29 protein-coding genes are annotated in these 25,719 nt (G+C 70.8%); 23 read left to right on the top strand and 6 right to left on the bottom strand.

Annotated elements, in window-relative coordinates; genetic code table 11:
• Positions 1–87: 87 nt before the first annotated feature.
• The 17 genes from ACZ45O_RS06015 to ACZ45O_RS05935 all read left to right on the top strand — a co-directional run bounded on the left by ACZ45O_RS06015 (position 88) and on the right by ACZ45O_RS05935 (position 14,494).
• Positions 88–1,365, top strand: coding sequence for a PTS ascorbate transporter subunit IIC (locus ACZ45O_RS06015; RefSeq protein WP_464856527.1), 1,278 nt, complete (start codon positions 88–90; stop codon positions 1,363–1,365).
• Between the two features lie 72 nt (positions 1,366–1,437).
• Positions 1,438–2,181 carry a sugar isomerase domain-containing protein gene (locus ACZ45O_RS06010; protein WP_464856525.1) on the top strand — a complete coding sequence of 248 codons (744 nt, stop codon included), beginning with the start codon at positions 1,438–1,440 and terminating at the stop codon, positions 2,179–2,181.
• A gap of 66 nt (positions 2,182–2,247) precedes the next feature.
• Positions 2,248–3,288, top strand: a complete 1,041-nt coding sequence (locus ACZ45O_RS06005; protein ID WP_464856523.1) for an SIS domain-containing protein — start codon at positions 2,248–2,250, stop codon at positions 3,286–3,288.
• Positions 3,288–3,554, top strand: coding sequence for an HPr family phosphocarrier protein (locus ACZ45O_RS06000; protein WP_464856521.1), 267 nt, complete (start codon positions 3,288–3,290; stop codon positions 3,552–3,554). The genes ACZ45O_RS06005 and ACZ45O_RS06000 overlap by 1 nt, the downstream gene beginning before the upstream one ends.
• A 225-nt stretch (positions 3,555–3,779) precedes the next feature.
• Positions 3,780–5,519, top strand: a complete 1,740-nt coding sequence (locus ACZ45O_RS05995) for a GspE/PulE family protein (protein WP_464856519.1) — start codon at positions 3,780–3,782, stop codon at positions 5,517–5,519.
• A 3-nt stretch (positions 5,520–5,522) separates the two neighbouring features.
• Positions 5,523–6,743 carry a type II secretion system F family protein gene (locus ACZ45O_RS05990; protein ID WP_464856517.1) on the top strand — a complete coding sequence of 407 codons (1,221 nt, stop codon included), beginning with the start codon at positions 5,523–5,525 and terminating at the stop codon, positions 6,741–6,743.
• Positions 6,744–6,761: 18 nt separating this feature from the next.
• A complete protein-coding gene (locus tag ACZ45O_RS05985; RefSeq protein WP_464856515.1) occupies positions 6,762–7,190 on the top strand; it encodes a type IV pilin protein in 429 nt (142 codons plus the stop codon).
• On the top strand, positions 7,141–7,572 hold the full coding sequence (locus tag ACZ45O_RS05980; protein WP_464856513.1) for a hypothetical protein: 432 nt from the start codon (positions 7,141–7,143) through the stop codon (positions 7,570–7,572). The genes ACZ45O_RS05985 and ACZ45O_RS05980 overlap by 50 nt, the downstream gene beginning before the upstream one ends.
• Positions 7,559–8,170, top strand: a complete 612-nt coding sequence (locus tag ACZ45O_RS05975) for a hypothetical protein (protein WP_464856511.1) — start codon at positions 7,559–7,561, stop codon at positions 8,168–8,170. The genes ACZ45O_RS05980 and ACZ45O_RS05975 overlap by 14 nt, the downstream gene beginning before the upstream one ends.
• Positions 8,171–8,191: 21 nt before the next feature.
• Positions 8,192–9,763, top strand: coding sequence for a hypothetical protein (locus ACZ45O_RS05970; RefSeq protein WP_464856509.1), 1,572 nt, complete (start codon positions 8,192–8,194; stop codon positions 9,761–9,763).
• A gap of 18 nt (positions 9,764–9,781) precedes the next feature.
• On the top strand, positions 9,782–10,807 hold the full coding sequence (gene pilM, locus ACZ45O_RS05965; RefSeq protein ID WP_464856507.1) for a pilus assembly protein PilM: 1,026 nt from the start codon (positions 9,782–9,784) through the stop codon (positions 10,805–10,807).
• Positions 10,804–11,361 carry a PilN domain-containing protein gene (locus ACZ45O_RS05960; protein ID WP_464856505.1) on the top strand — a complete coding sequence of 186 codons (558 nt, stop codon included), beginning with the start codon at positions 10,804–10,806 and terminating at the stop codon, positions 11,359–11,361. Before pilM ends, ACZ45O_RS05960 begins: the two co-directional genes overlap by 4 nt.
• Positions 11,358–11,930: a hypothetical protein gene (locus ACZ45O_RS05955; protein ID WP_464856503.1), complete on the top strand. Its 573-nt coding sequence runs from the start codon at positions 11,358–11,360 to the stop codon at positions 11,928–11,930. Before ACZ45O_RS05960 ends, ACZ45O_RS05955 begins: the two co-directional genes overlap by 4 nt.
• Positions 11,931–12,026: 96 nt before the next feature.
• Positions 12,027–12,578, top strand: coding sequence for an ECF transporter S component (locus ACZ45O_RS05950; protein WP_464856501.1), 552 nt, complete (start codon positions 12,027–12,029; stop codon positions 12,576–12,578).
• A gap of 70 nt (positions 12,579–12,648) precedes the next feature.
• Complete coding sequence (locus tag ACZ45O_RS05945) at positions 12,649–13,608, top strand: P1 family peptidase (protein ID WP_464856499.1); 960 nt, start codon at positions 12,649–12,651, stop codon at positions 13,606–13,608.
• Between the two features lie 80 nt (positions 13,609–13,688).
• Complete coding sequence (locus ACZ45O_RS05940) at positions 13,689–14,018, top strand: YtrH family sporulation protein (protein ID WP_464856497.1); 330 nt, start codon at positions 13,689–13,691, stop codon at positions 14,016–14,018.
• The gene (locus tag ACZ45O_RS05935; protein ID WP_464856495.1) at positions 14,015–14,494 is read left to right on the top strand and encodes a hypothetical protein; all 480 of its coding nucleotides are present in this window, start codon (positions 14,015–14,017) and stop codon (positions 14,492–14,494) included. Before ACZ45O_RS05940 ends, ACZ45O_RS05935 begins: the two co-directional genes overlap by 4 nt.
• A 9-nt stretch (positions 14,495–14,503) precedes the next feature.
• Here ACZ45O_RS05935 and ACZ45O_RS05930 read toward each other — a convergent pair whose 3' ends face one another.
• Positions 14,504–15,235: an MtnX-like HAD-IB family phosphatase gene (locus tag ACZ45O_RS05930; RefSeq protein ID WP_464856493.1), complete on the bottom strand. Its 732-nt coding sequence runs from the start codon at positions 15,233–15,235 to the stop codon at positions 14,504–14,506.
• A gap of 128 nt (positions 15,236–15,363) precedes the next feature.
• Here ACZ45O_RS05930 and ACZ45O_RS05925 point away from each other — a divergent pair, with 128 nt between their 5' ends.
• Together ACZ45O_RS05925 and ACZ45O_RS05920 are read left to right on the top strand one after the other, a co-directional pair.
• On the top strand, positions 15,364–15,777 hold the full coding sequence (locus ACZ45O_RS05925) for a hypothetical protein (RefSeq protein WP_464856491.1): 414 nt from the start codon (positions 15,364–15,366) through the stop codon (positions 15,775–15,777).
• Positions 15,778–15,829: 52 nt separating this feature from the next.
• A complete protein-coding gene (locus ACZ45O_RS05920; protein ID WP_464856489.1) occupies positions 15,830–16,252 on the top strand; it encodes a hypothetical protein in 423 nt (140 codons plus the stop codon).
• Here ACZ45O_RS05920 and tatB read toward each other — a convergent pair.
• The 3 genes from tatB to ACZ45O_RS05905 form a co-directional block, all read right to left on the bottom strand.
• Positions 16,249–16,470 carry a Sec-independent protein translocase protein TatB gene (tatB, locus tag ACZ45O_RS05915; RefSeq protein ID WP_464856487.1) on the bottom strand — a complete coding sequence of 74 codons (222 nt, stop codon included), beginning with the start codon at positions 16,468–16,470 and terminating at the stop codon, positions 16,249–16,251. The two genes, ACZ45O_RS05920 and tatB, sit on opposite strands and share 4 nt — an antisense overlap.
• Before the next feature lie 40 nt (positions 16,471–16,510).
• Positions 16,511–17,449 (bottom strand): LCP family protein, encoded by a 939-nt coding sequence (locus tag ACZ45O_RS05910; RefSeq protein ID WP_464856485.1) that lies wholly within the window; start codon positions 17,447–17,449, stop codon positions 16,511–16,513.
• An 89-nt stretch (positions 17,450–17,538) separates the two neighbouring features.
• Entirely contained in the window at positions 17,539–18,153 is a 615-nt protein-coding gene (locus ACZ45O_RS05905) for a CBS and ACT domain-containing protein (RefSeq protein WP_464856483.1), read from the bottom strand.
• Between the two features lie 40 nt (positions 18,154–18,193).
• Here ACZ45O_RS05905 and ACZ45O_RS05900 point away from each other — a divergent pair, with 40 nt between their 5' ends.
• The gene (locus ACZ45O_RS05900; protein WP_464856481.1) at positions 18,194–19,153 is read left to right on the top strand and encodes an RluA family pseudouridine synthase; all 960 of its coding nucleotides are present in this window, start codon (positions 18,194–18,196) and stop codon (positions 19,151–19,153) included.
• Positions 19,154–19,187: 34 nt separating this feature from the next.
• On the opposite strand, the gene ACZ45O_RS05895 is transcribed toward ACZ45O_RS05900, so the two are convergent.
• Together ACZ45O_RS05895 and ACZ45O_RS05890 are read right to left on the bottom strand one after the other, a co-directional pair.
• Positions 19,188–19,673 (bottom strand): flavin reductase family protein, encoded by a 486-nt coding sequence (locus ACZ45O_RS05895; protein WP_464856479.1) that lies wholly within the window; start codon positions 19,671–19,673, stop codon positions 19,188–19,190.
• Between the two features lie 10 nt (positions 19,674–19,683).
• Entirely contained in the window at positions 19,684–20,181 is a 498-nt protein-coding gene (locus tag ACZ45O_RS05890; protein WP_464856477.1) for an HIT family protein, read from the bottom strand.
• A gap of 246 nt (positions 20,182–20,427) precedes the next feature.
• On the opposite strand from ACZ45O_RS05890, the gene ACZ45O_RS05885 reads away from it, so the two are divergent.
• The 3 genes from ACZ45O_RS05885 to ACZ45O_RS05875 all read left to right on the top strand — a co-directional run bounded on the left by ACZ45O_RS05885 (position 20,428) and on the right by ACZ45O_RS05875 (position 25,719).
• Complete coding sequence (locus ACZ45O_RS05885) at positions 20,428–21,879, top strand: hypothetical protein (protein ID WP_464856475.1); 1,452 nt, start codon at positions 20,428–20,430, stop codon at positions 21,877–21,879.
• A 6-nt stretch (positions 21,880–21,885) separates the two neighbouring features.
• Positions 21,886–22,134 (top strand): DUF6504 family protein, encoded by a 249-nt coding sequence (locus tag ACZ45O_RS05880; protein WP_464856473.1) that lies wholly within the window; start codon positions 21,886–21,888, stop codon positions 22,132–22,134.
• Between the two features lie 345 nt (positions 22,135–22,479).
• Positions 22,480–25,719 (top strand): DNA polymerase III subunit alpha, encoded by a 3,240-nt coding sequence (locus tag ACZ45O_RS05875; RefSeq protein ID WP_464856471.1) that lies wholly within the window; start codon positions 22,480–22,482, stop codon positions 25,717–25,719.

Here is a 25,719-nt window from a genome sequence, read left to right as displayed (position 1 = left end):
ACCCGCAGTCGCCGATCGGCCAGGTCAACCGAACACGGAAACCCCTGGATCAGGAGATCGGAGATGCAGACATAAGGGGGGACCAGGATGCTTGACTTCATCGTTGACTTCTTCGGCGCTCCCGCGATCGTCATCGGCGTGATCGCCCTGCTGGGCCTCGTCCTCCAGCGGCGCAGCGCGGGCGATGTGATCAGCGGCACCTTCAAGACCGTTCTCGGCTTCCTGATCGTGACGGCTGGCTCAGGCGTGATCGTTGGCGCACTCGATCCCATTCAGCAGATGATCCTTCAGGCCTTCCAGTTGGAGGGCTTCCTCCCGTTCGATGAACTGGTGGTGGCCGGCGTTGCGGCGAAACTCGGACGGGAGACGGCCCTGATCCTCGGGCTGGGCTTCCTGGTGAATGTGCTGCTGGCCCGGGTCACGCCCTTCAAGTATATCTACCTCACCGGACACATGATGTGGATCCATGCCGGCGCCTGGGCCATCCTGTTCAACCAGCTGGGCTGCTCCACCGTCGTCACCGTGGTCCTCGGCACCATCGTGCAGGGGTGCTACACCACCTTCTTCCCGGCCATGGCCCAGCCGTTCATGCGCAAGATCACCGGCAGCGACGACATCGCCTTTGGCCACGGACAGACCCTGCTGAACGTGCTCGGAGCCCTCATCGCCAGGACCTTCGGCAACCCCGAGGACTCGGCGGAGACCATACGGGTCTCGGACAAGTGGTCCTTCTTCCGTGACATGGCCGTCTCCATGTCGCTGATCATGCTGGTGGTCAGCCTCGCGGCGGCCCTGTTCGCCGGACCGGGGTACATTGAGGGCCAGCTCTCCGGCGGGCAGAATTTCATCATGTACGCGATCATCCAGGCGCTTACATTTACCGCGGGCGTGCTCGTCCTGCTCCAGGGCGTCCGCATGTTCATCGGCGAGATGGTTCCTGCCTTCCGGGGCATCGCTGAGAAGGTGGTGCCCGGCGCCCGGCCTGCGCTGGACTGCCCCGTGATTTACGCCTATGCGCCCAACTCCCTGATCATCGGTCTGATCGTCGGCACCATCGCCCAGGCCCTGGCCATTCTGCTGCTGATCGCCATAGGCTGGCCGGTGCCCATCCCCAGCATGATCGTCGCCTTCTTCGCGTCGGGCTCCGGCGCCATCTTCGCCAACGCCGTGGCCGGACGGAGGGGCGCGATCTTCGGCGGCTTCTTCTGGTCGTTCGTCGGCCTGATCACGGCATCCGCCGCGATCAAGTTCCAGCTCTTCGGCGACCTGGTGGGCCTCGGCGCGGTGGGCGTCGGCTTCATCGTGCCCGACGCGCTGTCCATCGCCACCATCATCAGGCTCATCGCCAAGCTGTTCGGCCTGTAACCGCAGTTGTTCAGGTGGGGCGGGCGGGGTTGAACCCCCCCGTCCCAAACTTTCCGTGAGGAGGTCCTCGATATGCAGTATGCCAAGGCATACCTGGATGGCGTGCAGGCGCTGCTCAGCCGGCTGTGGGAGACGCAGCAGGACGCGATGAACGCCGCCATCGAGGCCATGGCGCGGTCCGTGGTGGACGGCGGTGTCGTCCACGTCTTCGGGTGCGGGCATACCCAGGTGCTGGGCCTGGAGGTCTGGTACAGGGCCGGCCAGCCGGCCTTCATGAGCCCGGTGTTCAACGAGAACCTGTGGCCCCACAACGGCCCTGCGCTGGGCAGCGCGATGGAGAAGCTGGAGGGCTTCGGCGAGCTGATCTTCGATGTGCACGATGCCCGCCCGGGCGAGGTCATTCTGGTGCTCTCCAACTCCGGGCGTAACGCCGTGCCCATCGAGGTCGCGCTCAAGGCGAAAGCGCGCGGCCTCACGGTGGTCGCCATCACGTCGATGGACTACTCGACCCAGGTCCGTTCAAAGCACTCCAGCGGGAAACGGCTCTTTGAGATCGCCGACATCACGATTGACAACTGCGGCCCGCTGGGAGACGCGTCCCAGACGCTGCCGGGCGTCGGGCCGAAGGCCGGGCCGGTGACCACCATCCTGAACGCGGCGATCCTGAACAGCATGCTGGTGGAGCTCGTGGCCCGGCTGGCAGAGAGGGGTGTGGAGCCGCCGGTCTTCACGAGCGCCAACCTCGACGCGGACCTTGCGAAGAATGCCGAGTACGCCCGGCGTTACGCGCCGCGCATCCGGTACTACAAGGACTGAACCGTGGGGGCGCACTGGGCGGCTGGCCGCACCTGTGCCCGCGCAAAGCAGAGGAGGGGTCTGACCGTGCCGACTTTGTGGGAAAGCGTTGCACAGTCGCTCACCATGCGAGAGATCATGAACCAGCCGGCGAGCTGGGCGGCCACCCTGGAACTGGACGCCGCGACCCTGGCTGCCGTGGCGCCTGAGGAAGAGGAACTCGTTTTCACCGGGTGCGGCAGCTCGTATTACCTGGCACGGGCGGCCGCCAGCCTCGCCCGGGAGGCCCTGGGCGCGCCGGCCATCGCCGTGCCCGCCAGCGACGTGGCGCTTGCGGCCCGGCAGGTCTTCACCCGGAGGCGGACCCGGCTGGTTGCCTTCTCCCGGTCCGGGGAGACGAGCGAGACCGTCGCGGCCTGCCGGGCCGCAGGCGCGCATGGCACGACGGTGGCCGTCACCTGCGCCGCGGACTCGGCGCTTTCCGCCGTGGCCGACAGAAGCGTGAACCTGCCGCACGCCGGGGACGAGAGCGTTGTGATGACGCAGTCGTTCACCAACATGCTCCTGGCCGTCATGGCGGGGTGTGCCCACGCCGCCGGCGATGCGGACAGGCTGGCCGAACTGCGCATGCTTCCCGACAGCGTGCGCGCCGGCCTGCAGAAGTGGCAGATCGCGGCAGAGGCCACTGCCCGTGACGAGAGCTGGTCGCAGGCCTTCTTCTTCGGCACCGGCGCGTACTACGGCCTGGCCTGCGAGGCGTCCCTGAAGCTGAAGGAGATGACGCAGGCGGTTACCGAGGCCTACCACCCGCTGGAGTTCCGGCACGGGCCGCAGTCGGTCCTGACCGATCGCACGCTGTGCGTGCTCCTGCGGCGGGAGGAATCGGGCGGGCCGGAGGACGAGCTGATGGCGCACGTGCGGGAGCGCGGGGCGCGCACCGTGACACTGGCTCCCGGACAGGCCGATTTCCAGCTCGAAAGCGGGTTCGGGGACTGGGCGAGGGCGCCGCTCTACCTTCCGCCGCTGCAGCTCTTCGCCGTGGCCCGAACGGCTGTTGCCGGGCTCGATCCGGACCGCCCCCGGGGGCTGACCAGGGTGGTGAGGCTGCCGGGGGAGGTGCACGGCTAATGGGCGTTGTGGAGCGCCGGGCAGTGGTGCGGCACGCGGCCGGCCTCCACGCCAGGCCGGCCGCGCGGCTGGTCGCCGAGGCACAGCGGTTTCAGGCTGAGCTGACGCTGGAGGCGGGCGGACGGCAGGCGAACCTGAAGTCCTTGCTTGCCGTGCTCGGGCTCGGCGTCGGGCCCAACACCGAGGTGCTGCTGCGGGCTTCCGGCGCCGATGCCGAGGAGGCAGCCGACGTGCTGGAAGCGCTGCTTCAGGCCACGGATATCTAACAGAACACTGGAAAGTCAGGCCATTCACCTTTTGGACAGGTGGGTGGCCTGTTGCGTAGCACAAAAGTTCCATCCGTCGGGGGGCTGGCCATACACGGCGCAATGCAGGCGATCGCAGAGTTGTTTCATCTTTTCCTATGATTGACCCCTGAGGAGGCCGCTCAGTAAGCTCAATGTAGGAATAATACACTCATACGACTTTTCGGGTTACGGGAGGTGCGGGCCATGGCGCGTCGGGAGCGACTCGGTGAATTCCTTGTGCGGCGCGGGGTGATCAGCCGCGAGCAACTCCAGGCCGCTCTGGACCAGCAGGTCCGCACCGGCATGCTCCTGGGCGAGACTCTGGTGGACATGGGCTTCGTCGCCCGCGAGTCCCTTCTGCAGGAGCTGGCGGCGTTCTACGGGGTGCCGTTCGTCTCGCTGCGGCTGAACCCACCCGATCCCGCCGCGGCACGGCTGGTGCCGGCCCGTTTGGCGCACCGCTACCGGCTGATCCCCACGGCCCGCAGCGGCGACCGCCTGACGGTGGCCATGGCCAACCCGGCGGACATCGCGGCGGAGGACGAGGTCCGGGCCCTCACCCGGCTGGAAGTGGAGCCGGTCCTGGCAGACGCCGATGAGATCTCCGAGGCGGTGGGGCGCATCTTCGACCTGATGCACAACGCCGAGCTGGCTGTGCGGTACCGCGCGGCGGCCGCCCGCGAGAGGCCGCCCGAGCCGGAGGTGACGGTTGCCACAGAGGACGGGCCCATCGTCGCGCTGGTGCAGAGCCTGCTGATGCAGGCGGTGCGCGTGGGAGCCAGCGACCTCCACCTGGAGCCCCAGGAGACGGAACTGCGGGTGCGCTACCGGGTGGACGGGGTGCTGCACGAGGCCATGTGCCAGCCGCTCTCCCTGCACCCGGCGGTGGTGGCCAGGGTGAAGGTGCTGGGCGGCATGGACATCGGGGAGCGGCGCCTGCCCCAGGACGGCCGGTTCAGCCTCACGGTGGACGGCAAGGCCTACGACTTCCGGGTCTCCACCCTGCCCAGCATCCACGGGGAGAAGGTCGTGCTCCGCATCCTGGACAAGAGCGGCGGCGTGCGGCGCCTGAACGAGCTGGGCTTCACCCCCGGGGACCAGCGGCGCGTCGAGCGGCTGCTGGCCCAGCCCTACGGCCTGTTCCTGGTGGTGGGCCCCACGGGCAGCGGCAAGTCCACCACGCTCTCGGCCTGCCTGTCGCACCTGGATGCCTCCGCGCTGAACATTGTCACCGTCGAGGACCCGGTGGAGTACCGGCTGCCCGGCGTCTGCCAGATGCAGGTGAACGTGCGGGCCGGGCTCACGTTCGCCGTGGCCCTCAGGCACATCCTGCGGCAGGACCCCGACGTGATCATGGTCGGCGAGATCCGCGACCGGGAGACCGCCGAGCTGGCCGTTCAGGCCTCGCTCACCGGCCACCTGGTCCTGAGCACCCTGCACACCAACGACGCGCCCGGCACGGTGGCCCGGCTGCTGGACATGGGCATCGAGCCCATCCTGCTGGCCTCGGCGCTGAGCGGGGTGCTGGCCCAGCGGCTGGTGCGCCTGCTCTGCCCGCACTGCCGGCAGCCCTACTTCCTGCCCCGTGAGCTGCGGGTGGCGGAGGGCTGGACGGTGGAGAAGGGCAAGCCGCTCTACCGGCCGCCCACCAGTGAGGAGCGGCCCTGCCCGCACTGCCGGATGGGCTACGCCGGGCGCACGGTCATCTCGGAACTGATGGTGGTGGACGATGCCATCCGCAGCCTGATCCTTCAGCGGGCGGACACCGAGGCGGTCCGGGAGGCGGCCGTGATCGGCGGGATGCGGCCCATGCGGGAAGAGGGGCTCCGGCGGGTGCTGGCCGGCGAGACCAGCCTCGAAGAGGTGCTGCGGGTGACCCGGAGCACGGTGCAGGAGGCCTGGCCGGCCCACAGCGCCGACCACGCCCTGATCCTGGGGGGATAACCGGTGCGGAACTACGCCTACCGGGCCCGCAGCCTCGCCACCGGCCGGCAGGTGCGGGGCATCGCCCGGGCGGGAAGCCCCACCGACCTGATGGAGCAGCTCCGCCAGGCGGGGTACGTGCCGCTGGCCATCCGCGCGGAGGGCTGGGTGTCCCGCCTCGGCCGCATGCTGAAACAGCTGGAGCCGCTGCAGCCCAGGGACCGGGCGGTCTTCTACCGGCAGATGGCCACCATGCTGCAGGCCGGCCTGCCGCTGACCACCGCCCTGGAGGTGCTGATGCAGCAGGGGCGGGGCGGCGGTTACGAGGCGGCCGCCGCGGTGAACCGCGAGCTGGTGCGGGGGGCCCCGCTGGCGGAGGCCATGGCGCAGAGCGGCGTCGCCTTTCCCGCCGTGCACCTCAGCCTGGTGCGGGCGGGTGAGCTGTCGGGCCGGCTGGCGGAGGTGCTGGACCGGCTGGCCGGCACCGAGGAGAAGGACGCCGCCCTGCGGGGCAAGGTGCGCTCCGCGCTGCTGTACCCGTCCGTGGTGCTGCTGGTGGCCCTGTGCGTGCTGGGCTTCATGGTCATGGTCGTGGTCCCTTCTTTCATGTCGATCTTCGACGAGCTGCAGGCAGACCTGCCGGCGCTGACCCGGGGGCTCCTGGGCGTGCTGGGGGTGCTGCAGCGGCACGGGTTCCTGGTGCTGCTGATGCTGGTGGCGGCGGGGCTGGGACTCCGGTTCCTGGGGCGCACGCCCCGGGGCCGGCGACGGTGGGACCGATGGCGGCTGCAACTGCCGGTGGTGGGCCGGCTGCAGACCCACCTGCTGCTGGGAAGCCTGGGCCGGACCATGGCGATGCTGCTGGGCAGCGGGCTGCCCCTGCTGCAGGCCCTCGAGGCGACCGGCGACGCCCTGGGCAACACGCTGTACAAGAGCGTGCTGGCAGACGTGGCCCAGGGGGCGAACCGGGGCGAGAGTCTGGCCGAGACCATGGCCCTTACGGGCGTGATCCCGGCCTTCGTCGTCGAGATGGTGCGGGTGGGCGAGCAGTCGGGCGCCCTGGAGGAGATGTTCGCCAGGACCGCCGAGTATTACGACCGGCAGGCCGAGGAGATGGTGGCCAACCTGACGGCCCTGCTGGAGCCCATCATGCTGCTCTTGATCGGCGGTCTGGTTGCCTTCATTCTCGTGTCGCTCTTCATGCCGATTCTGACCCTGCTCAACGCCGTGGACACCGCTTTCTGAGACGGGAGGTATGCGGAGATGCGCGCACTGTGGCGGCGGAACGGGAAGGACGAGGCCGGCTTCACCTTGATCGAACTGGCGATTGCACTGGCGATTCTCGGGATCCTGGTGGCGATCGCCGTGCCCACGTACCTGACTGTACGGAACCGGGCGTACGACGCGGAGGCGAAGCAGAACCTTGGTGCGATTCGGTCTCTGGCGTGGTCCTACTACCTGGAGCATGCGAGCTGGGATGAGGTAGACGACCTCACTCCGCTGGGGATGGACGCATCGCACACAACCGATAACTGGGAGTTCTTCGTAGATTTTAGCGACGATGACCTGATTCGGCTCTGTGCGAAGCCCACTGCTACAGCACCTTTCGACAACCGATTCTGGAGTTTGGAGTTGAAGCCCGATGGCAGTGCGGTCCTCGAAGGACCTGACGCCACGACTTGCGACCAGTGACCGGCATGGGAAGGGTCACCGCGGCTCCATCCTCCTCGAGGTCCTGCTGGCCGGCGTGGTGCTGAGCCTTGTGGCCGCCGCCTTGCTGACGGCCGCGGTGGGGGCGGGGCGGACGAGCCGCCGGGCCGGGGAGTACGGGGCGGCGACGGCTCTGGCTCAGGCGGTCATCGCCGAGGTCCGGCTCTACCCGGCCGGCGACCCGCGGCTGGAGCAGGGCGAGTGGGACTGGTGCCCGCCGGAATGCCCGGACCGGGTGGACAGGGTGACGGTCTCGGTGTCCCGGGCCGCGGGCCAGCCCGAGGGGGTGCGGCGGGTGACCGTGTCGGTGTACCGGACCGGGATTCCGGATTCGGTGCAGGTGGTGAGCTATGTGTATCCATGAGCGGAAGGGCGAGGGTGGGCTGTCGCTGGTGGAACTGATCCTCGGGTTCGGCCTCGTCGGACTGCTGCTGGTGGCCCTGGCGGGCATCCTGACCCGCGCGCAGACGCTGGACGCCCAGGTGCGGCAGCAGATGACGGTGCAGCAGTGGGGATACATCGTACTGGACCGCCTGGAAAAGGAGATCGCGCTGGCGGGCCTCCACCTGGACGGATCGGCGGGCGAGGAGGCGTTCCCGCCGCTGCCGGCTCAGGCGGGGGACGACTGGTCCCGCGCGCTCGCGATCCAGTACCGCCCGCAGCCGGGGGAGCCGCTGCGCCGGGTCGCCTGGTATCTCGAAGACGGCAGGCTGTGGGAAGCGGTGAGCAACGAGAAGCCGCTCCCGGTGACCGCCGACAGTGTGCGCGCAGAAGATTTGTCGGTCTCGTACTTCACGCATGAGAACGTGCGGCTGGAGCCGGCCAGGCTGAATGACGCCCGGTGGCGGGCGCAGATCCGGCGGATCAGCGTGAGCCTCTCCCTGGCGATGGAGGACGCCACCGGCACCACCGCGCGCTACCCGGTGCGGCTGGCGGTGGTCATACAGAATCCGTGCCGCTGAGGCGAAGGGGGTGACCGGGCGATGGGCCGGCTGGCGGAGCAGCGGGGCAGCATGGGCCCCGTCCTGCTGGTGCTCCTGGGCCTGCTGGTGCTTCTGGGCTGGGTGCTGGTCGGCGCCGCCGCCGGCCATGCCACCCGGGCGGCCGAGCAGGCGCGCGCGATCAGGGCCGGCGAGCTGGCCCAGGCAGGCGTGGCGGCGGCGCGAGCGCGCCTCGATGCCGGCAGCCCGGCCGTCCCGTCGGGCGGGCTGGAGTTCGCGGGTGAGGAGGCCACCGGCACGTACCGGGTCAGGGTGTCCCCCAGCGGCCGGGGCACCTATATCGTGGAGAGCTTCGGGGAGTCGGGCGGCGTGGAGAGAGGGGTTCGGGCAGAGCTGGCCCCGCCGCCCGAGTCCTTCGTCGTTCTGGCCGGCGGCTCCGCAAGCGTGAGCTACGAAAACCTCATCGAACTGGGCAGTTCGCTGAAGATCAAGGGGGACATCAACGCCCACGGCGACGTCGCGCTCAACGTCGCCAACGGCGCCCTCAGCGTCGGCTTCCTGGAGGTGGAGGGCGACGTGCGGGCCGGCGGCGACGTGGAGATTGAGGCCGCCTCCACCGTGCTCCTCGCGACGGCCAGCGCCAGGGTGAAGGGCGGCGTGGAGGCCGGCGGCGACCTGCTGCTGCGCACCCGCGCGGGGCTCTTGCTTACACACTCCTCCATCACGGTAGAGGGCCCGGTCGCCTACGCCGGGACGAAGACCCATGAGAAGAGGGGCGGTCTGGGGACGCACAGCGTGAAGATCAACGGCCCGGAGCGGAAGGTCGACGGCGTGGCGGTGCCGGCCCTCGGGGAGGCAGCCGCCGACGTCGACTTCTACGAGGCCCTGGTGGCGGACCTGGAGGCGCGGGGCCTGCTGCGGACGGTGCCGGCGGACCAGGCGTGCACGGTCAGCCGGCCGACCCGGGTCAGGGGAGACCTGGACTGCTTCCGGCTGCGGGTGGAGGACGGGGCGGTGCTGGTGGTGGACGGGAGTCTGGAAGCCTTCGCCGCCGACGTGGCCGGACTGGTCTACGTGCGGGGCGGCGCGGTGCCCAACTCCCGCGGCCACGTGGAGGTGGACACGCTGACGCTCCTGGAGCTGATCCTCTCGCCCTTCCCCGCCGCGGGCGGCGGCACCATCGCGGCGACAGGCGACATTGAAGTGTCCGGCGCCAAGCTGGCCGCGCTCCTCGCCTTTGGACGGGACCGGGAGGGGGTGCTCCAGATCCTGGCCCTGAGCGCCGGCGAGGACGACCGGAACAACGACGTGGAGCTGGGTCTCGGCGGGCTGGCGGACGCCCTGGGCGGGCGGTCCGCGGCGCCCCTCCTGCTCTACGCGGGCGGCGACGGCAACATCACGGTGCGCCACATGAACGTGGCGGACGCCGTCGCGTTCCAGACCCTCCCGCTCATCCTGGTGGCCGGCGGCGACGTCAACATCGACGTCAGCGGCCTGGCCGACGCGCTGGGCTCCTTCACCCTGGAGTCGATGCCCGAGATCTGGCAGCACGTGCCGCCCTTCCTGCAGGAGACGGGCACGGCCCGGGTGCTGTCGTGGCAGTGGCTGGACTGAGCCGGGAGGTGGCGGCACATGCAACAGCGACTCAGGTTCTGCGGCATCGATCTGGGCAGCCATGCGCTGCACCTGGCCTGCCTGACGGAGGGGAGCGGGGGGCAGCGCGGACTGCTGACCGCTTCGGCCCCGGCGCCGGGGCCGTGGGTTGGCGGTTGCCCGGCGGCGGCCGACGTGGCCGGGGCCGTCGCGAGCGCCGCCGGATCGCTGAGCGGCGTGCGGTGGGGCCCGCGCCTCCGGCCGACCCCGGCGGCCGTATCACTGCCCACCGGCGCCCTGGTGGTGAGGGCGGTGAACCTGCCCCCCCTGAAGGCCGGCGAGCTGCGGGAGGCCCTGTACCTGGAGATCGACCGGCTCCGCGCGGGCGACCCGGCGGAGACGGTGGGGGACTGGCTGCCGCTGGCCGTGCCCGGCGGTGAAGACCCGGCCCGGGCCGGCCGGGGCTACCTCCTGCTGACGGCGCGGCAGGCGGCGGTGGACACCGCGGCCTGCGCCCTGCGCGCGGCCCGCCTGCGGCCCGTCGCGGTGGAGCCGGAGCCCGCGGTTCTGATCCGGCTGGCCAGGCTGCTGGCCGCACCCGGGGGCGAGGCGGTGGAGGTGCTGGTCGACCTGGGCGCCGGCGGCACACGGCTGGTGGTGGCCCGGGCCGATGCGCTGCTGCTGTTCCGGGAGCTGCCCGTGGGGGGAAGCCACCTGACCGCGGCCCTGGCGGAAAGGCGGCAGGTCACCCTGGCGGAGGCCGAGGAACTGAAGTGCACCGAGTACCAGGAGGCCGGCTCACTGGCCGACTTCGGCCCCGCGGGGGAGCGGCTGGTGCGGGAACTGGAGCGGTCGCTGCGGTATGTGGAACGGCAGCACCGGCTGGAGGGGTACGCCTCCCTCCACCTGGTGGGCGGCGGGGCCCGCTGGCCTCTCCTGCGCAGGGAGATCGAAGGGGTTGTGGGGGTGCGGGCGCGCGATTCCGTAGCGCTTCCCGCCGGCGCCGTGCCGCCCGAGATGGCCGGCGCGGCCGCCCTCTGCCTCTGGAAGGAGGGAGCGCCGTGAAACGCATCAACCTGCTGCGGCCCCGCCTGCCATCGCGGGAGATCCGTGAGGCGCAGATCCTCACCGGACTGGCTCTGGTGCTCACGCTGCTCCTGATCCTGAGTCTCATCGCGTGCGGGATCGGACGGGGCGCGGTGCGGGCGGCGGGCGGGGAGCTTTTGGCCGCGGAGGCGCAGCTCTCGGCCGTGTCCGGCGACGTGGAGCGCTGGCAGGCCTTGATGAAGGAGACGCGGCGGCTGGAGGGCCGGCTGGAGGCTCTGGGTGCGGCCCTGCCCGGCGAGAGGCGGTTCACCCCGCTGCTGGAGGAGATCGCCGAAGCCCTCGGTGAGGGCTGCACGGCGGAGCGGATCGCGGTCAGCCCGCAGGAGGGGCTCAGCCTGCGGGGCAGGGCGCAGAGCTACAGGGCGGCCGCGGACTGCGTGGAGCGGCTGCGGGCGCTTCCGGCCCTGTCCGCGGTGGTCCTGCAGTCTGCGTACCTCTCGGAGTCGGCGGACCAGGTGGACTTTCAGGTGGTCGGGGAGCTGTGGCCCGGGGAAGGGGGCGGAGGCGAATGACGCGCTCCATGCTGCGGCGTCGGGAGTTCCTGGGCAGTCTGAACGCGGCCCTGGCCCTGTGCCTGGCCCTCGTCCTCTTCATGTGCGTTCGGCCTGCCTGGCAGGAGCGGACCCGGCTGCTGGAGGCTCTTTCCCAGCGGGAAGAGCAGGCCGCGAGCCAGCTGGAGATCGCCGCCTCGCTGGCGGCGGCCCGGGCGGAGCTGGATGAGGTCCGCCGCGCCCTGGCCCTCAGGGAGGCCGAGCTGGCGCCCGCGGGGGGAGATATGGCGGTGGTGCGGGCCATTGAGGCGCTGGCCGGGTCAGACGTGGCGCTGAGGCTCCTGGCCCCGGGCGCTTTGCGCGCCGCGGCGGCGCCGGACCAGCCGGAGACCGCGCTCTACTGCGAGCAGCCCCTGCGGATTGAGGCGCAGGGCGCGCAGGCGCCGCTGCTGGCCTTCCTCAGTACCTTGGAGCAGAATGTGCCGGGGCTGCGGGTGCGCTCGGTCTCGCTGCACGCCGGACCGCGCGGGGAGGGCGTGTGGAACCTCACCGTCAGCGGCGTGCTCTTCCTGCTGGGCCCGTGCGAGTGAAGCCGGGAAAAGACCCGTGACAACGGACCGGTGAGTGTTTATACTGTAACCAACCCCAAAATGGGCGTCACCACTTCCAAGGGAGAGGGATGCACCATGAATCTGTCGGTCCGGAGGATGACGGTGGCCGGCGTGCTCGGCGCCGTCTCTGCTGTGTTGGGTCTGGTTCCCGGTCTCGGCTTGATTCCGTTCCCCACTGGTCAGCACGTCACCATCCTGCAGATTCCGGCCATCCTGGCCGGCATCGCCGAGGGTCCCGTCGTCGGGCTCTTCGTCGGGTTGATTTTCGGCCTGACCTCGTTCATGCGGGCCACCAACCCGGCCTTTGCCGACCCGCTGGTGGCCATCCTGCCCCGGCTGTTCATCGGGGTGTTTGCGGCATACGCCTTCATGGCCCTGCGCCGCTGGAACACGGCGCTGGCCCTGGGGGCCGCCGGGGTGGTCGGCACGCTGACCAATACCGTCCTCGTGCTGGGCATGATTCTGCTGCGGGGCTACTGGCCGGTTCAGCAGGTGACCGTTGTCGCTGCCACCCACGCCCCCCTCGAGCTGCTGGTCGGCACCTTCGCCGTCGTGGTGGTGGGGCTGGCCCTGCACCGGGCCGGGTATATCCGGGCCCCTTACCCCGGCTCCGGGCGCAACGTGTAAAGCGCGCATGCTGGCCGCCTTCCGTCCGGGAGGGCGGCCCTTCGAATACCGGCGAAAGGACGTGCAGTCAGTGACGAAACCGGTGTGGCTGAGCGGCATTACAGACGTGCCGGGCATTCTGGTGGGGCACGCCCACGACCTGGGTGCGCTCACGGGCGTGACGGCGGTGCTGGCCCCGGCCGGAGCGGTGGTGGGGGTGGCCGTGGAAGGGTCGGCCCCGGGGACGCGTGAGACTGACCTCTGCCGCCCCGGCAACCTGGTGCAGCACGCGCACGCGGTGCTGCTCTGCGGCGGCAGCGCCTTCGGCCTGGCGGCCGCCCACGGCGCGATGCGCTGGCTGGAGGAGCGGGGCATCGGCCTGCCGACGGGTCACGCCACCGTGCCCATCGTGCCGGCGGCGGTGCTCTACGACCTGGGCGTTGGGTCGGCGCAGGTCCGCCCCGATGAGGCGATGGGCTACGCCGCCTGTCAGGCGGCCACCGCCGGCCCCGTCGCCCAGGGCTGTGTGGGCGCCGGGGCCGGATGCAGCGTGGGCAAGGCCCTGGGCATGGGCCAGGCCACCAAGAGCGGCATCGGCACCGCCTGCGTGAAGGTGGGCGAGGTTGCCATCGGGGCCATCGTGGCCGTGAACGCCTTCGGCGACGTGCGCGACCCGGAAAGCGGCCTGCTCCTGGCAGGGCCCAGGGGTGCGGACGGCGCCATCCTGGATACCACCGCCCTGCTGCTCCAGGGCGCCGCGGGGCAGCCCTTCGCGGAGAACACGACCATCGGCGTCGTGGCGGTGGGCGGGAGGCTCACGAAGGAGGGGGCCAACAAGGTGGCCCGCATGGCGCACGACGGCCTGGCCCGCACCATCTTCCCCATCCACACCATGGCGGACGGCGACACCCTCTTCTGCCTGGCCACAGGCGGGCCGGAGATCGACATCACCACGGCAGGCGCCGCCGCGGCCCTGGCGGTGGAGCGGGCCGTGGTGAACGCCGTGCGGCACGCGACGGCCCTGGGCGGGCTCGCCGCGCCGAAGGTGTAGGGAAGGCGGCTGCCTGTACACCGCGCGGTTCTGGACAGGGCCTCCGGGGCGTACTCTCCCCCCAGGAGGGGGATGGAACGATGGACGACGGCTTCGCCGCCAAGCTGCTCTCCAACTTCATGATCGCCCTGGGCGTGACCCTGGGCGGTTCGCTCTCGGGCGCCGCCGCGTCGCTGCTGACGGGCGGCCACCCGCTCGACCGCCTCCGCTACCTCTCTGAAGACCTCCGCCTCTGGGGCATTCTGGTGGCGGTCAGCGGCTCGTTTGAGCCGCTCCGCAGCCTGGAGCAGGGCCTCCTGTTCGGGCAGGGCCGCGCGCTGTTCCGCCAGGTGGTGGCCCTGGTGGTCGCCATGGCCGGCGCCAACCTGGGCTACTTCCTCATTCAGACGGTGGCGGGGCGGCGGCCATGAGCCGGTGGCAGCGGGCGCTCCCCCTCATGGCCTCCTTCGCCATGGGTTTCGCCGTCGCCATCTGGCTCCTGCCGGTCTTGGCCGGGCCGACGGTGCAGCGGCTGCGGCTGGAGCGGGATGCCTGTCTGGCCGAGGTGGAGGCCCTGGAGGCGGAGGTGGCCAAGTTGGAGTCGGCTGAGCGGAAGCGGCCCGTCGTCTGCACGATTCAGCGGGTCCGGGCGGAGATCGACGGGCCGGACGAGCGGGTGGGGCTGGAGGCCGCGCGGCGCATACAGAAAGAGCTGGCGGCCGAGCAGATCGGCCGCCAGCTTGAGAACGTATCGCCGGTCATCCTCTACGGCCGCTACAACGGCCGGCTGATGGAGATAGACGGGGTCACCTATCAGCTTTCGGTGCAGGCGCTCATGATCGGCCCCGAGCTGGTGCTGCTGGGCCGGGTGGAGCCGGTGGACAAGGGTGTGGAGTCGGATGCTTAGCCGGATGCGTCAGAACCGGCAGCGGGGATTCGGGCGCAGGGTGCTGCGCTGCTCCATGGTGCCGTCCCGGAACCGTTCCAGGTGCTCCTGCAGTATCCTGAGGGCGTCGCCGAACCCGGTGAAGGGGAAGTAGGGCGAACCGTGCTCCTCCATGAACCGGGCCAGGGAGCTCTTCGCGAAGACCCAGTCCGCGAAGCTGGCGCCGTACAGGTCGCTCACCCCGTCGCCCACGTAGATGACGTGGGCGCCCGACTCCTTCAGGCGGCGGGCCACGCCTGCCTTGCAGCAGCCGCACAGATCGCAGGCCGGGTTGGCGTTGGGCCACTCCAGGTGGCCGCGGTCCACGTAGCGGTTGGCGAAGACCGGCAGGTGGCCGAGCCCCTCCCGGCCCAGGATGCGGTCGATGTAGAGCGTGAAGCCGTCGCTGAGCACGGCCAGCGGGATCTCCTCCCGCTCGGCCCAGTCGACGAAGGCGTGGAAACCGGGGTCGATGGCCACCTGATCGGCCAGGGCGGTCGCCTCGTCCCGGTTCACGTGCGCGAAGGAATGCAGCCAGAGGATCCGCGAGCCCACCTCGCCCCGCGCGTACTGCTCCAGGACCGGGGCCGGGTAGGGAGCGAGGGTGTCGCAGATCAGGTCGCCCACGTCGACGGCGGAAATGGTGAAGTCGAAGTCGGTCAGCACCACCAGGGGTGCACTCAGGGCCCGGGACCAGAAGGTTTGCTCAAGATTCGTCATCATCGTGTGTGTGAAATGCCCTCCCGCGTGGGGCACAGTCGCCCACCTTTTCTTAAACGACTGATGTATTGTATCATGATGAGTAGGTGCAGCAGGCAAGGCTTTCGGCCTGCCGGAAGGAGGGATGGGTGGTGCAGCGGCTGCTCTACACCGTCGCCGCCGTGCTGCTGGCGGCCGGCTCGCTGGGGCTGGCCCTGCTGCCGCGGCTCGCGCCCGGCTGGCTCTGGTTCGGGCTGCTCGGGGCCTGCTTCTCGGGCATCGGCGCGGCCGGCTGGGTGCTGGGCGGCGTGACGGCGGGCCAGTGGCCGCGGCTGCGCGCAGGATGGTTCCTCCTTCCCGCCGGCGTGCTGGGGGTGGCCATCAGCGCGCTGGACCAGGCCCACCTGCCCCTGCTCTGGGCGGCCGGAGAGGCGGTGACGGGGCTTCTGCTCCTCGTGCCCCTGTTTCCGCGCCAGCGCCGCACCCAGCCCAGGGCCGAACCCAAATCGCGGCCCCCCGGTCCGGTACAGGCGCCGCCCGTGGCCGGCCGGCAGGAGACCCGCTGAGGGCATGAACGCGCCCGCTCCCCGGCCAGACTATGGCCGAGGAGGCGATGGCATGCGTAAGACGGTCGTGGGTCTCTTCCGGCACAGCGGCGACGCCGACCTGGTCGCGGCCCACCTGCGGGAAACCTTCACGCTGGACGCGGACAAGCTGGACGTGATCGGCCAGGCTGAGCTGAGCGCCGCGGGCGGCGCAGGGTTGAACGAGACCGACGCCTGGCTCCTGGCCGCCCTCGCGGACACCGAGCTGGACGGCCTGGACGGGCCGGGCGGCCTGTACGAGCTCGACGACCTTGAGGGGCCGGGCGCCCGGGATCCGGTGGCCAGGCGCTGGGGCGATCAGGTACGACGGGGGCGCACCCTGGTCGTGGCCCGCTGCGACGACCCCGACCAGGCCACGGAAATCGCCCGCGAGATGCGCCGGGCGGGCGCTCACCGGGTGGATCTGCTCGCTGAGGACAGCTGGCCGCTGCACTAGCGCTCCTCCGGCGCCTGCTTCGCCTTTTCGATGTTCTGTCGGACCTCATCGGAGGCGACCCGGGTCACCTCGGTGGTGATGGACTGGGTCGCCTTCTTGAATTCGCGGATGGCCTGGCCCATGCTGCGCCCCAGCTCGGGAAGCTTGTTGGGCCCGAAGATCACCAGGGCCACGATCATGATGATGAGGATCTCGCTGAAACCCAGATTACCGAACACGGGCATATCTCCTTTGGGCATGAACTCCGCAGGTCTTACTTTATCGTCCCGCGCCCGCGTTGTCCATAGCGCCGGGGGCCTGCCAGGCGGACCGGAGGCGCTCGATCTGCTGGAAGTCCGGCAGAAAGTAGGAGATGGGGCCCACGTAGGCGGCGTGCCCGGGCAGGGTCTCGGTGATGAGGGCGCCCGCCTGGTAGGAGTGGATGGCGGTCGTCGCCAGGCGGAACTGTTCCGCCAGGGGCACGTTGGTTTCCACGTGCTGGCGGGCGGTGCGCAGGAGTTTGGGCAGCCGCGGCAGGTTGCCTGGCTGCAGGGCCCGCCGGGCGGCGGCGCGGAGGAACTGCTGCTGCCGCCGGATGCGGCTGAGGTCATCGCCCATCGCGTCGCTGCGGAAGCGCACGTACTGTTCGGCCCGGCGGCCGTCCAGCACCTGGTGGCCCGGCTGCAGGTCGATCACCAGGTTGTCGTCGGGGTCGACGTAGTGCATGGGCGCCTCCACGTACATGGGCACGCCGCCGATGAGGTCGACCAGGGTGCGGAACCCCGCCAGGTTGACCTTCACGTAGTAGTGGACGGGCAGGCCCAGCAGGTCCGAGACCGTGCGGACGGCCAGTTCTGGCCCGCCCCAGGCGTAGGCGGCGTTCAGCTTGGCCTCGCCCACGCCTTCCAGGATCACGCGGGTGTCGCGGGGCAGCGACAGCACCCGGAGCGCCCCCCCGCCCACGCGCACCAGCAGCATCGTGTCGGAGCGGCCGGGGTCGCCGGGCCGCTCGTCGACCCCCAGCACCAGCACATACACCGGCTCTGTCCGGTCCGCTTCTTTGCCCTTCTCCTCGGGGACGAGTCCGAGTTCTACCGGGTCGCCCCCGGCGGGAGGGCCGCCGGGGGCGGGCGGGGCGGTGAGCAGCCGCCAGCCCAGGCCCGCGGCGGAGAGGGAGAGGAGAAGCCCCAGGACCGCGCCCGCAAGGAAGCGGCGCATCGCCCGGCCTCCTTTTCAGTGGGATAATCTAGGTATCCCCCGGAAGCCGGGCACACACGCCGCCTGCGTCCCTGGAGATTTCTGGAGCGTCAGTTCTCCTGCACGTGCAGCACCTTGTAGCCGTGCTGCTCCAGCAGGTCGACCAGCGGGCGGGACGTGTCGGTCTCCACCCGGACGATGATCTGGTACTGGTCCAGCACCGAGGAGCGGAAGGTGGCCACGTTCCGGATGGCCACCCCGGCATCGCGGATGATCTCGGCGATGCGGGCCAGCTGGCCGCGCCGGTCGGGCACAACCAGGGTCAGCCGGATGGTGCCGGAGTTGACGCCGAGCAGGTCGGCGAAGGCGCGGAAGATGTCGTGCTCGTGGATGACGCCGACCAGCCGCCCGCCCTCGACCACCGGCAGCAGGGGAACGTCGCGCTGGAACATGATCCGCGCGGCGGTCTCCACCAGGTCGTCGGGACCCACGGTCACCACGTCGGGCACCATGAACTCCTTCACCCGGCGGGGCAGGGCGGCCTCACGCCCTTCCCGCATACAGGCCTCGTAGATGTCGGTGAGCTGGATGATGCCCACCAGCCGGTCGGCCGTGACCGGCAGGCAGTCGTACTTCTTGGTCTGGATGATCTCGTAGGCCCGCTGCAGGGTATCGTCCGGCGATACCGTGGTCACATCCTCGGTCATGACGTTGCGAACGATCATCGGAATCAGCCCCCTCAACACGTGATGCGGAGGTGCGCGCATGCGGTTTGTCGTCGAGCCGGAGGCCCGGGGCATGCGCCTGAGCAAGTATCTGTTTGACCGGCTGAAGCTCTCGCGCACCCTGGTGCGCAAGGCGAAGGCTGCCGGCGGCATCCTGGTGGACGGGCGGCCCGCCCGCACCAGCCACGTTCTGGCCGGCGGCGAGGTGGTGGAGGTGCGGGTGGCGCAGGAAGGGCGCGTGGAGCCCGAACCGGTGCCTATCCAGGTGGTCTGGGAGGATCCCTACCTGCTGGTGGTGGACAAGCCCGCGGGCATGGTGGTTCATCCGGTGCGCGACTACGTGTCCGGCACGCTCGCCAACGGCGTGGCCTACCACCTGCTTCAGTCGGGCAGCGATCCCGTGGCGCGGCCGGTGCAGCGCATCGACCGGGAGACCTCAGGTCTCGTGCTCTTCGCGAAGGAGCCGGCGGTGGCGGGCCTGCTCTCCCGGGAGCTGGAGCGGCAGAAGCTCGAGCGGCGCTACATCGCCCTGGTGGAGGGCGCGGTGGCGGCCGACGCCGGCACGGTGGACAAGCCGCTGCGCCGGGTCTGGGGCCATCCGGTCGCCCGGGAGGTGGCGGAGGGCCCCCGCACCCCCGAGCAGGAGCGGCTGCTGGCGGAAGCGGCCGCGGCGGGCCGCGCCTTGCGGGAGGACTGGACAGCCGCGGGGCAGCCGGCGGTGACCCACTGGCGGGTGCTGCGCCGCTGGCCCGCGGCCACGATGCTGGAACTCAGGCTGGAGACGGGGCGGACGCACCAGATCCGGGTGCACATGGCCCACCTGGGCCACCCGCTGCTGGGGGACGAGCTTTACGGCGGGAGCCGCCGGCTCATCGGCCGGCAGGCCCTGCACGCCGCCGGCCTGGCCTTTGCCCACCCCGTCACGGGTGAGATGATGCGCTTTGAGGCGCCGCTGCCGCCGGACCTGGCGGATCTGGTGGCGCGGTTGGATGCGTCATAGCGGGTGCGCCCGGGTGGCGGGCACACCCGCCGCTTTAGTCTGCGATTGCGGTGTACCGCCCCCGGAAGTAGCCGAGGGGCTTGCGGGTGCGGCCGCCGGGGTTCAGCCGCTCCACCCGGCCGATGAGGATGGTGTGGTCGCCGGCGTCGACCCGTTGCACGGTGCGGCACTCCAGGAGGGCCAGGGCGCCGGGCAGGATGGGCGCGCCGTAGAAGCCCCGGGTGTAGTTGAGGCCGCCGAAGCGGTCGGCGCCCCTGGTGGCGAAGCGGTTGGCGAGGTCCACCTGGTCGCCGCCCAGGATGTGGACCGCATAGCCCTGCGCGTTCACGATCCCTTCATAGGAACCGGCGTTCTTGTCGATGCAGAACAGGACCAGCGGCGGTTCGAGGGAGACGGAGGTGAAGGAGTTCACCGTGAGGCCCACCGGGGTTCCGTCGGGGGCCTCCGCCGTCACGATGGTCACGCCGGTCAGGAACTGGCCGAGGGTATCGCGGAAGGTCCTGGGATCGATGGTCGTCATCGGCAATCCCTCACTTCGTTGAAGTCGTTCGCTGCTCAGCGCCGCTGGCCGCCGGCAGGCCTCCCTCCGGCATGCCGAGTTTGGCCAGGGCGCTGCGAATTTCGGCTGCGAGGGCGGAACGGGCCGCCTCGCCAGGGTCCGGGTCCCGGTTCCAGTTGATGACGACGCGGTCTCTCACGTGGCGGGGGATGATGTGGAGCTTGTAATGGCGCACCAGATTGTACCCGGCGCCTGTGATGTCATCATCCGAGAGGTGGCAGATCGCATCCATGGGGCGCACCTGCCGCACGGCGTGCGAAAGGTGCTTGGCCACGACGAAGAGATGCGCAGCCAGCGGGTCCGGCAGATCGATGAACTGCTCGTAGTGGTGTTTGGGAATCACCAGGACATGGTAGTCATTGATCGGGCGCTGGCTTACGATGGCGTAGACGAGGGGGTCGTCGTAGACCACAACGCCCGGTGAGATGTCCCCGCAGAACGGGCAGCCCGGCTTGCGCGCCTCAGGCATGTGGGGCTTCCTCCGCGTCGCGTTTTCGTGTCCGCACCCTTCGCCCATGGCGGATGAGGGCGGGGCGTGGGTGCCCTAATTGTACACCAAAGCGTCGGAAAAGTATCGTGTATTTTTTCTGCCGACTGTCCGGCCTCTTGACTTCGCCCGCGGCGGCGGATAGAATAGATGTACGTCACGAACAGGTGTTTGGCGATTATACATTCGGTAGCCCTAAATGCACGAGGGTGCGGAGGGGTTGATTGCATGCGGTGGATCTGTTGGGTGGAGATTCAGGGCCTCTACGCCGCCGCCGTTCGGGAGGCGGGGCTGGCGGAGGGCGGCCGGCCGATCGCGGTCCTGCGCGGGGGGCGGGTCTTCGACGGCTGCCGGGAGGCCTTTGCGGCGGGGCTGCAGCTGGGCAGCCCCGCCCGTCAGGTCCTGCGCGACGTCCCGCGGGCGGCCCTGGTGGAATTTGCGGATGTGGACGCCGCCGCCCGGGCCCGCGCCTTTTGGGACCGCTGCCTCGCCCACACGCCCTACGTCGAGCCGGTGGAGCCGCACCAGGTGCTGCTGGATCTGCCGCTGCCCGACGGGCCGGACGGCTCGGCGGGCGGCCGGGCGCAGGGCAGGGTGAGCCGCCGGCTGCAGGAGGAGGTGAGGGCGCTGGCGGAGGCGGCCGCGTCCTTCGGTTTCGCCGTCTTCGTCGGTGTGGGCACCTCCCGCCTGGTGGCCCGTGCAGCGGCCCGGGCCCTGCGGGCGGAGTTTCTGGAGCGGCGGCCCGGCACGCTCCCGCAGCGGCTGGAGGCTGTGCGCCTGGCCGGCCCCCGGCCGGCGGGCAGCGGGCAGACAGGTGGCCGTCAGGCGGGTGTCGGGCAGGTAGGCGTCTGTCAGGCGGGTGTCGGGCAGGCAGGTGGCCGTCAGGCAGGCGACCGTCAGGCAGGCATCGGGCAGGCAGAACGCCCGGCCCTGCAGATTGCAATCGTCCCGCCCGGCGAGGAGGCCCGCTTCCTCGCCCCGCTGCCCATCGGCTTTCTGCCCTGTCCGCCCGAGGTGCGCCGCCGCCTGCGGCAGCTGGGGCTTGCGCGCATCGGCGAGGCGGCGCAGGTGAGCGAGGATGAATGGGTGCGGCAGCTGGGGCCGCAGGGGCGGATGGTGGCCCGCTGGAGCCGGGGCATCGACCCGGAGCCGGTGAAGCCCGCCTGGCCGCCCCGGCGGCTGGCGCGGCGGTCGGAGCTGGGCGGCGTGCGGGACCGGGATCCGCTGGAGCGGGAACTGAGCCGGTCAGCCGCGCTGCTGGCCGCCCAGCTAGACCGGCGGGGCGAGGGGTGCCAGTTGGTGGGCCTGATCCTGGAGCTGGCCGACGGGCGGGTGCTGCACGCCGAGCGGACCCTGCCCCGGCTGCGGCACACCGCCTATCCGATCCAGCAGGGGCTGCACACCCTGCTCGCCCAGGTGCTGGACGGCCTCGGGGAGCCGCCGGAGGTCGCGGCGGTCACCGCCGAGGTGGGGCTGATCGGCCCCGTCGACTGGCGGCAGATGGAGCTGTGGGACGACAGGCTGCGCCGGGAGCGGCAGGAGCGGATCGAGGGCGCCCTGGCCCTGCTGCACGAGCGCTTTCCGGCGCGGGTGATCGGCCTGGGGCTGCGCACCCCGCTCTCCTGGCGGGAGCAGATGCTCCAGTACGCCGACCCCTACCGCTGGTCCCGGAAGGCGTGACGGGCCGTGTCGCGCATCATCAACCAGCCGGTCGACGTGGCGACCGACCCCGACGGCCGGCCCGCCGCCTTCCGCTTCGCCGGCATGCGGGAGCGGGTCCGCGCGGTGCTTGACGCCTGGGTGGAGACCGGCCGCTGGTGGGAGCAGGAGTCCGAACTGATCGCCTACCGGGTGGCCACCGAAAGCGGCGGCCTCTTCGAGCTGAATTTCATTCCGCGGGAGCGGCGTTGGATGCTTTATAAGGCGTACGACTAGGGTGGCCCCCCGGCAGGGGGCCGCTCGGCGTTCAGGGGGCCACCTGGCAGGAGGGCCTGGCGCTCTGAGGCATGAAGGAGTCGGGCGCGGGTGCGAAGTGCGGCGGATTTCCACTTGTTGGTGGGGGCGAAGTGGGAGTTGGCCGCATTTAGGCGGCGGCGGGTGACTGCGCCGGGTGGTTGAGGAGGCCCGGCTCCCGACATGCGCTGCCGGATACTCCCGCATCCCGCGTGCGAAGCACTTGACTGGGCGGCCGCCATGGCATAGAATAGGTGTACGCATCGAACATATGTTTGAGTCCTGAAAGATTGAGGAACCGAATCCACGTGAAGGAGTGCACCGCCCATGACCTTCGTCCATCTCCACGTGCACTCGCCCTTCTCGTTCCTCGACGGCGCCTCCCGGCTGGACGCCCTGATCGCGGAGGCGGCCCTGCACGGGATGCCGGCCCTGGCCCTCACCGACCACAACAACGTGTCGGGGGCGGTGCGCTTTCAGCGCAAGGCGCAGGAGGCCGGCATCCAGCCGATTCAGGGCGCCGAGCTGACCCTGGAGGGCGGCTGCCACCTCACGCTGCTGGCCACCGGGCCGAAGGGCTACGCCAACCTGAACCGGCTGATCACCGCCGCCCACCTGGGGCAGGAGCCCCGCGCGACGCCGGGGGCGATGTATGCGCTGGCCCCGAACCACGACCGGCTCCAGCCGGCGTGCCCCATGTCGGCCCTCAGCCACGACACCGACGGGCTGATCGCGCTCTCGGGCTGCCGGCGGGGCGAGATCCCGTCCCTCATCCTGCGGGGGCGGCTGGCCGAGGCGGAGGCCGCCGCCCGGCGCTACGCGGCCTGGTTCCCGGGCCGCTTCTACCTGGAGCTGCACGACGAGCAGCTGCCCGGCGAGCGGGCCCTGAACCGCGCCCTCCGGGACCTGGGCGAGGCGCTGGGCCTGCCGCTGGTGGCCACGGGCAACGTGCACTACCGCACCCGCGAGGAGTTTTTCGTGCACGACCTGCTCACCTGCGTGCGCACGCTCACCCGGCTCGACCAGCCCCACCCGGAGCGGCCGCTCAACGACCAGCGCTACCTGAAGCCGCCGGAGGTGATGGCCGAGCGCTTCCGGGACTTCCCGGGTGCCGTGGCCAACACCCTCGCCATCGCCGAGCGGTGCCGGCCGGTGCTGGACCTGGACGCCCGGCTCTTCCCCGAGTTCCAGACGCCCGACGGCTCGCACCCCGCCGCCTACCTGACCCGCCTGGTCTACGACGGGGCGGCCCGCCGCTACGGGCGCATCACCGAGCGGGTGCGCCGGCGGCTGGAGCACGAGCTGACCATCATCACCCGGCTGGGCTACGAGGACTACTTCCTGCTGGCCTGGGACGTGGTCCGCTTCGCCCGGGAGCGGGGGATCCGCTGCGCCGGGCGGGGCTCCGCCGCCGACTCGGCGGTGGCCTACTGCCTCTTCATTACAGATGTGGACGCGATCGAGCGCGGCCTGCTCTTCGAGCGCTTCATGTCGCTGGAGCGGGCCGAGAAGCCCGACATCGACATCGACTTCGACGCCCGCCGGCGCGATGAGGTCGCAGCCTACGTCTACCGCAAGTACGGCGCCGAGCACGTGGCCTCGGTCTGCACCTACAACACCTTTCAGGCCCGCTCGGCCGTGCGGGACCTGGGCAAGGCGATGGGCTTTCAGGAGGCGGAGCTGGACTACCTGGCCAAGCGCATCCCCTGGCACGCCGGAGCCGACGAGATCCTCACCGTCATGGCCCGCTACCCCGAGCTGCGCCAGTCGGGCATTCCCTGGCACAAGTTCGAGCAACTTATCGAGGCGACGGCGCGGGTCGCCCGCTTTCCCCGCTTCATCGGCACGCACCTGGGCGGGCTGGTCATCTCCCGCCGGCCCCTCCTGGAGGTGACGCCGCTGCAGGTGGCCGCCAAGGGGCAGGTGATCTGCCAGTTCGACAAGGAGCACGTGGAGGACCTGGGGCTGGTGAAGCTGGACCTGCTCTCGCTGCGCACCTTCACCGCCGTCGACGACGCGGTGCGGGCCATCGGCGACATCGACTACGAGCAGATCCCCCACGGCGATGCGGCCACCTACGAGATGCTGGGCGTGGGCGAATCCATCGGCGTCTTCCAGCTGGAGTCGCCAGCGCAGCGGGCCTTGCAGGCGCGGCTGAAGCCGGACCGGTTCGAGGACATCGTCGCCTCGGTGGCCATCATCCGGCCCGGGCCCATCAAGGGGAACATGGTGGAGCCGTTCCTGGCCCGCCGCCACGGGAAGGAGGAGGTCACCTACCTGCACCCCAAGTTGAAGCCGATCCTCGAGAAGACCTACGGCGTGGTGCTCTTCCAGGAGCAGGTGATCGAGATCGCCACCGCGGTGGCCGGCTTCACCCCCGGCGAGGCGGACCAGCTGCGCCGGGTGATGACCCACGCCCGCAACCGGGAGGACATGGAGGCCATCGGCCGGCTCTTCCGGCAGAAGGCGGCCGCGGCCGGGGTGGATCCGGCGGTGGCCGACACCATCTTCTCCTACATTCAGGGCTACGCCTCGTACGGCTTCTGCGAGGCCCACGCCGCGGCGTTCGCCAACACGGCCTACAAGACCGCCTACCTCGTGCGCCACTACCCGGCGGAGTACTTCGCCGCGCTCATGTCGGCCCAGCCGATGGGCTACTACCCCATCAACACCCTCGCGGTGGAGGCCCGCCGCCGGGGGGTCGGCCTCCTGCCGGTGGACATCAACCGCTCGGATGAGGCCTTCACCGTGGAGGAATGGACCCAGGAGGCCTGGGAGGCCTTCTGGGGGACGGAGCCCTTCGCCCCCGAGCACCCGGCGACGGGCAAGGCGATCCGCATCGGGCTCCGGGCGGTGAAGGGGGTGGGGGAGCCGGCGGCGGCGGCGATTCTGGCGGCCCGGGGCCCGCGCGGCTTCCGGTCGCTGGCCGACCTGGTGCGGCGGACCGGGGGCGCCGTGCCGCGGGGGCCGCTGGAGGCCCTGGCGCTGGCCGGCGCCTTCGACAGCCTGCATCCCAACCGGCGGGCGGCGCTCTGGCAGGTGGCCCGCCTGCTGGAGGCCGAGCGGATCCGCCGCGAGCGGGGGGCGGAGCAGGCCAGCCTGCTGGACGCCGCGGTGGGGCACCCAGCCGCGCACCCAGCCGGGCACCTGGCCGCGCCGCCGATCGCCGACTTCAGCGCCGCGGAGCGCTATTTGAAGGAATACGAGCTCACCGGGCTGATGGTGCGCGCACACTTCATGCGCTTCGTGCGGGAACGGCTGGCCCGGCAGGGCTACCTGACGGCGCAGGAGGTGCGGCAGCGCCAGGCGGGGGAGCTGGTGAAGGTGGCCGGGCTGCCCGTCTGCCCGCACCGGCCCCCGACGCGGTCGGGCAAGATCGTCGTCTTCCTGTCGCTGGAAGACGAGACGGGGCTGATCGACCTCACCATCTTCGAGGATGTCTACCAGCGTTACGGCCACCTGATCTTCACCGACCCGCGGCCGCCGCTGGCCGCCCTGGGGCGGGTTGACCGCCGGGGCGGGCACGTCTCCGTCACGGTGAGCCGGGTGCGGGTACTGGAAGCCTGA

The sequence above is a fragment of the Symbiobacterium turbinis genome (genome assembly GCF_055383075.1).
This window is presented reverse-complemented; position numbering and strand designations above follow the sequence as displayed.

Coding starts and splice junctions, on each gene's coding strand:
- ACZ45O_RS06015 (WP_464856527.1), top strand. CDS start 88: ATGCTTGACTTCATCGTTGACTTCTTCGGCGCTCCCGCGATCGTCATC.
- ACZ45O_RS06010 (WP_464856525.1), top strand. CDS start 1,438: ATGCAGTATGCCAAGGCATACCTGGATGGCGTGCAGGCGCTGCTCAGC.
- ACZ45O_RS06000 (WP_464856521.1), top strand. CDS start 3,288: ATGGGCGTTGTGGAGCGCCGGGCAGTGGTGCGGCACGCGGCCGGCCTC.
- ACZ45O_RS05995 (WP_464856519.1), top strand. CDS start 3,780: ATGGCGCGTCGGGAGCGACTCGGTGAATTCCTTGTGCGGCGCGGGGTG.
- ACZ45O_RS05985 (WP_464856515.1), top strand. CDS start 6,762: ATGCGCGCACTGTGGCGGCGGAACGGGAAGGACGAGGCCGGCTTCACC.
- ACZ45O_RS05980 (WP_464856513.1), top strand. CDS start 7,141: ATGGCAGTGCGGTCCTCGAAGGACCTGACGCCACGACTTGCGACCAGT.
- ACZ45O_RS05975 (WP_464856511.1), top strand. CDS start 7,559: ATGTGTATCCATGAGCGGAAGGGCGAGGGTGGGCTGTCGCTGGTGGAA.
- ACZ45O_RS05970 (WP_464856509.1), top strand. CDS start 8,192: ATGGGCCGGCTGGCGGAGCAGCGGGGCAGCATGGGCCCCGTCCTGCTG.
- pilM (WP_464856507.1), top strand. CDS start 9,782: ATGCAACAGCGACTCAGGTTCTGCGGCATCGATCTGGGCAGCCATGCG.
- ACZ45O_RS05955 (WP_464856503.1), top strand. CDS start 11,358: ATGACGCGCTCCATGCTGCGGCGTCGGGAGTTCCTGGGCAGTCTGAAC.
- ACZ45O_RS05950 (WP_464856501.1), top strand. CDS start 12,027: ATGAATCTGTCGGTCCGGAGGATGACGGTGGCCGGCGTGCTCGGCGCC.
- ACZ45O_RS05940 (WP_464856497.1), top strand. CDS start 13,689: ATGGACGACGGCTTCGCCGCCAAGCTGCTCTCCAACTTCATGATCGCC.
- ACZ45O_RS05935 (WP_464856495.1), top strand. CDS start 14,015: ATGAGCCGGTGGCAGCGGGCGCTCCCCCTCATGGCCTCCTTCGCCATG.
- ACZ45O_RS05930 (WP_464856493.1), bottom strand. CDS start 15,235: ATGATGACGAATCTTGAGCAAACCTTCTGGTCCCGGGCCCTGAGTGCA.
- ACZ45O_RS05920 (WP_464856489.1), top strand. CDS start 15,830: ATGCGTAAGACGGTCGTGGGTCTCTTCCGGCACAGCGGCGACGCCGAC.
- ACZ45O_RS05910 (WP_464856485.1), bottom strand. CDS start 17,449: ATGCGCCGCTTCCTTGCGGGCGCGGTCCTGGGGCTTCTCCTCTCCCTC.
- ACZ45O_RS05905 (WP_464856483.1), bottom strand. CDS start 18,153: ATGATCGTTCGCAACGTCATGACCGAGGATGTGACCACGGTATCGCCG.
- ACZ45O_RS05900 (WP_464856481.1), top strand. CDS start 18,194: ATGCGGTTTGTCGTCGAGCCGGAGGCCCGGGGCATGCGCCTGAGCAAG.
- ACZ45O_RS05895 (WP_464856479.1), bottom strand. CDS start 19,673: ATGACGACCATCGATCCCAGGACCTTCCGCGATACCCTCGGCCAGTTC.
- ACZ45O_RS05890 (WP_464856477.1), bottom strand. CDS start 20,181: ATGCCTGAGGCGCGCAAGCCGGGCTGCCCGTTCTGCGGGGACATCTCA.
- ACZ45O_RS05885 (WP_464856475.1), top strand. CDS start 20,428: ATGCGGTGGATCTGTTGGGTGGAGATTCAGGGCCTCTACGCCGCCGCC.
- ACZ45O_RS05875 (WP_464856471.1), top strand. CDS start 22,480: ATGACCTTCGTCCATCTCCACGTGCACTCGCCCTTCTCGTTCCTCGAC.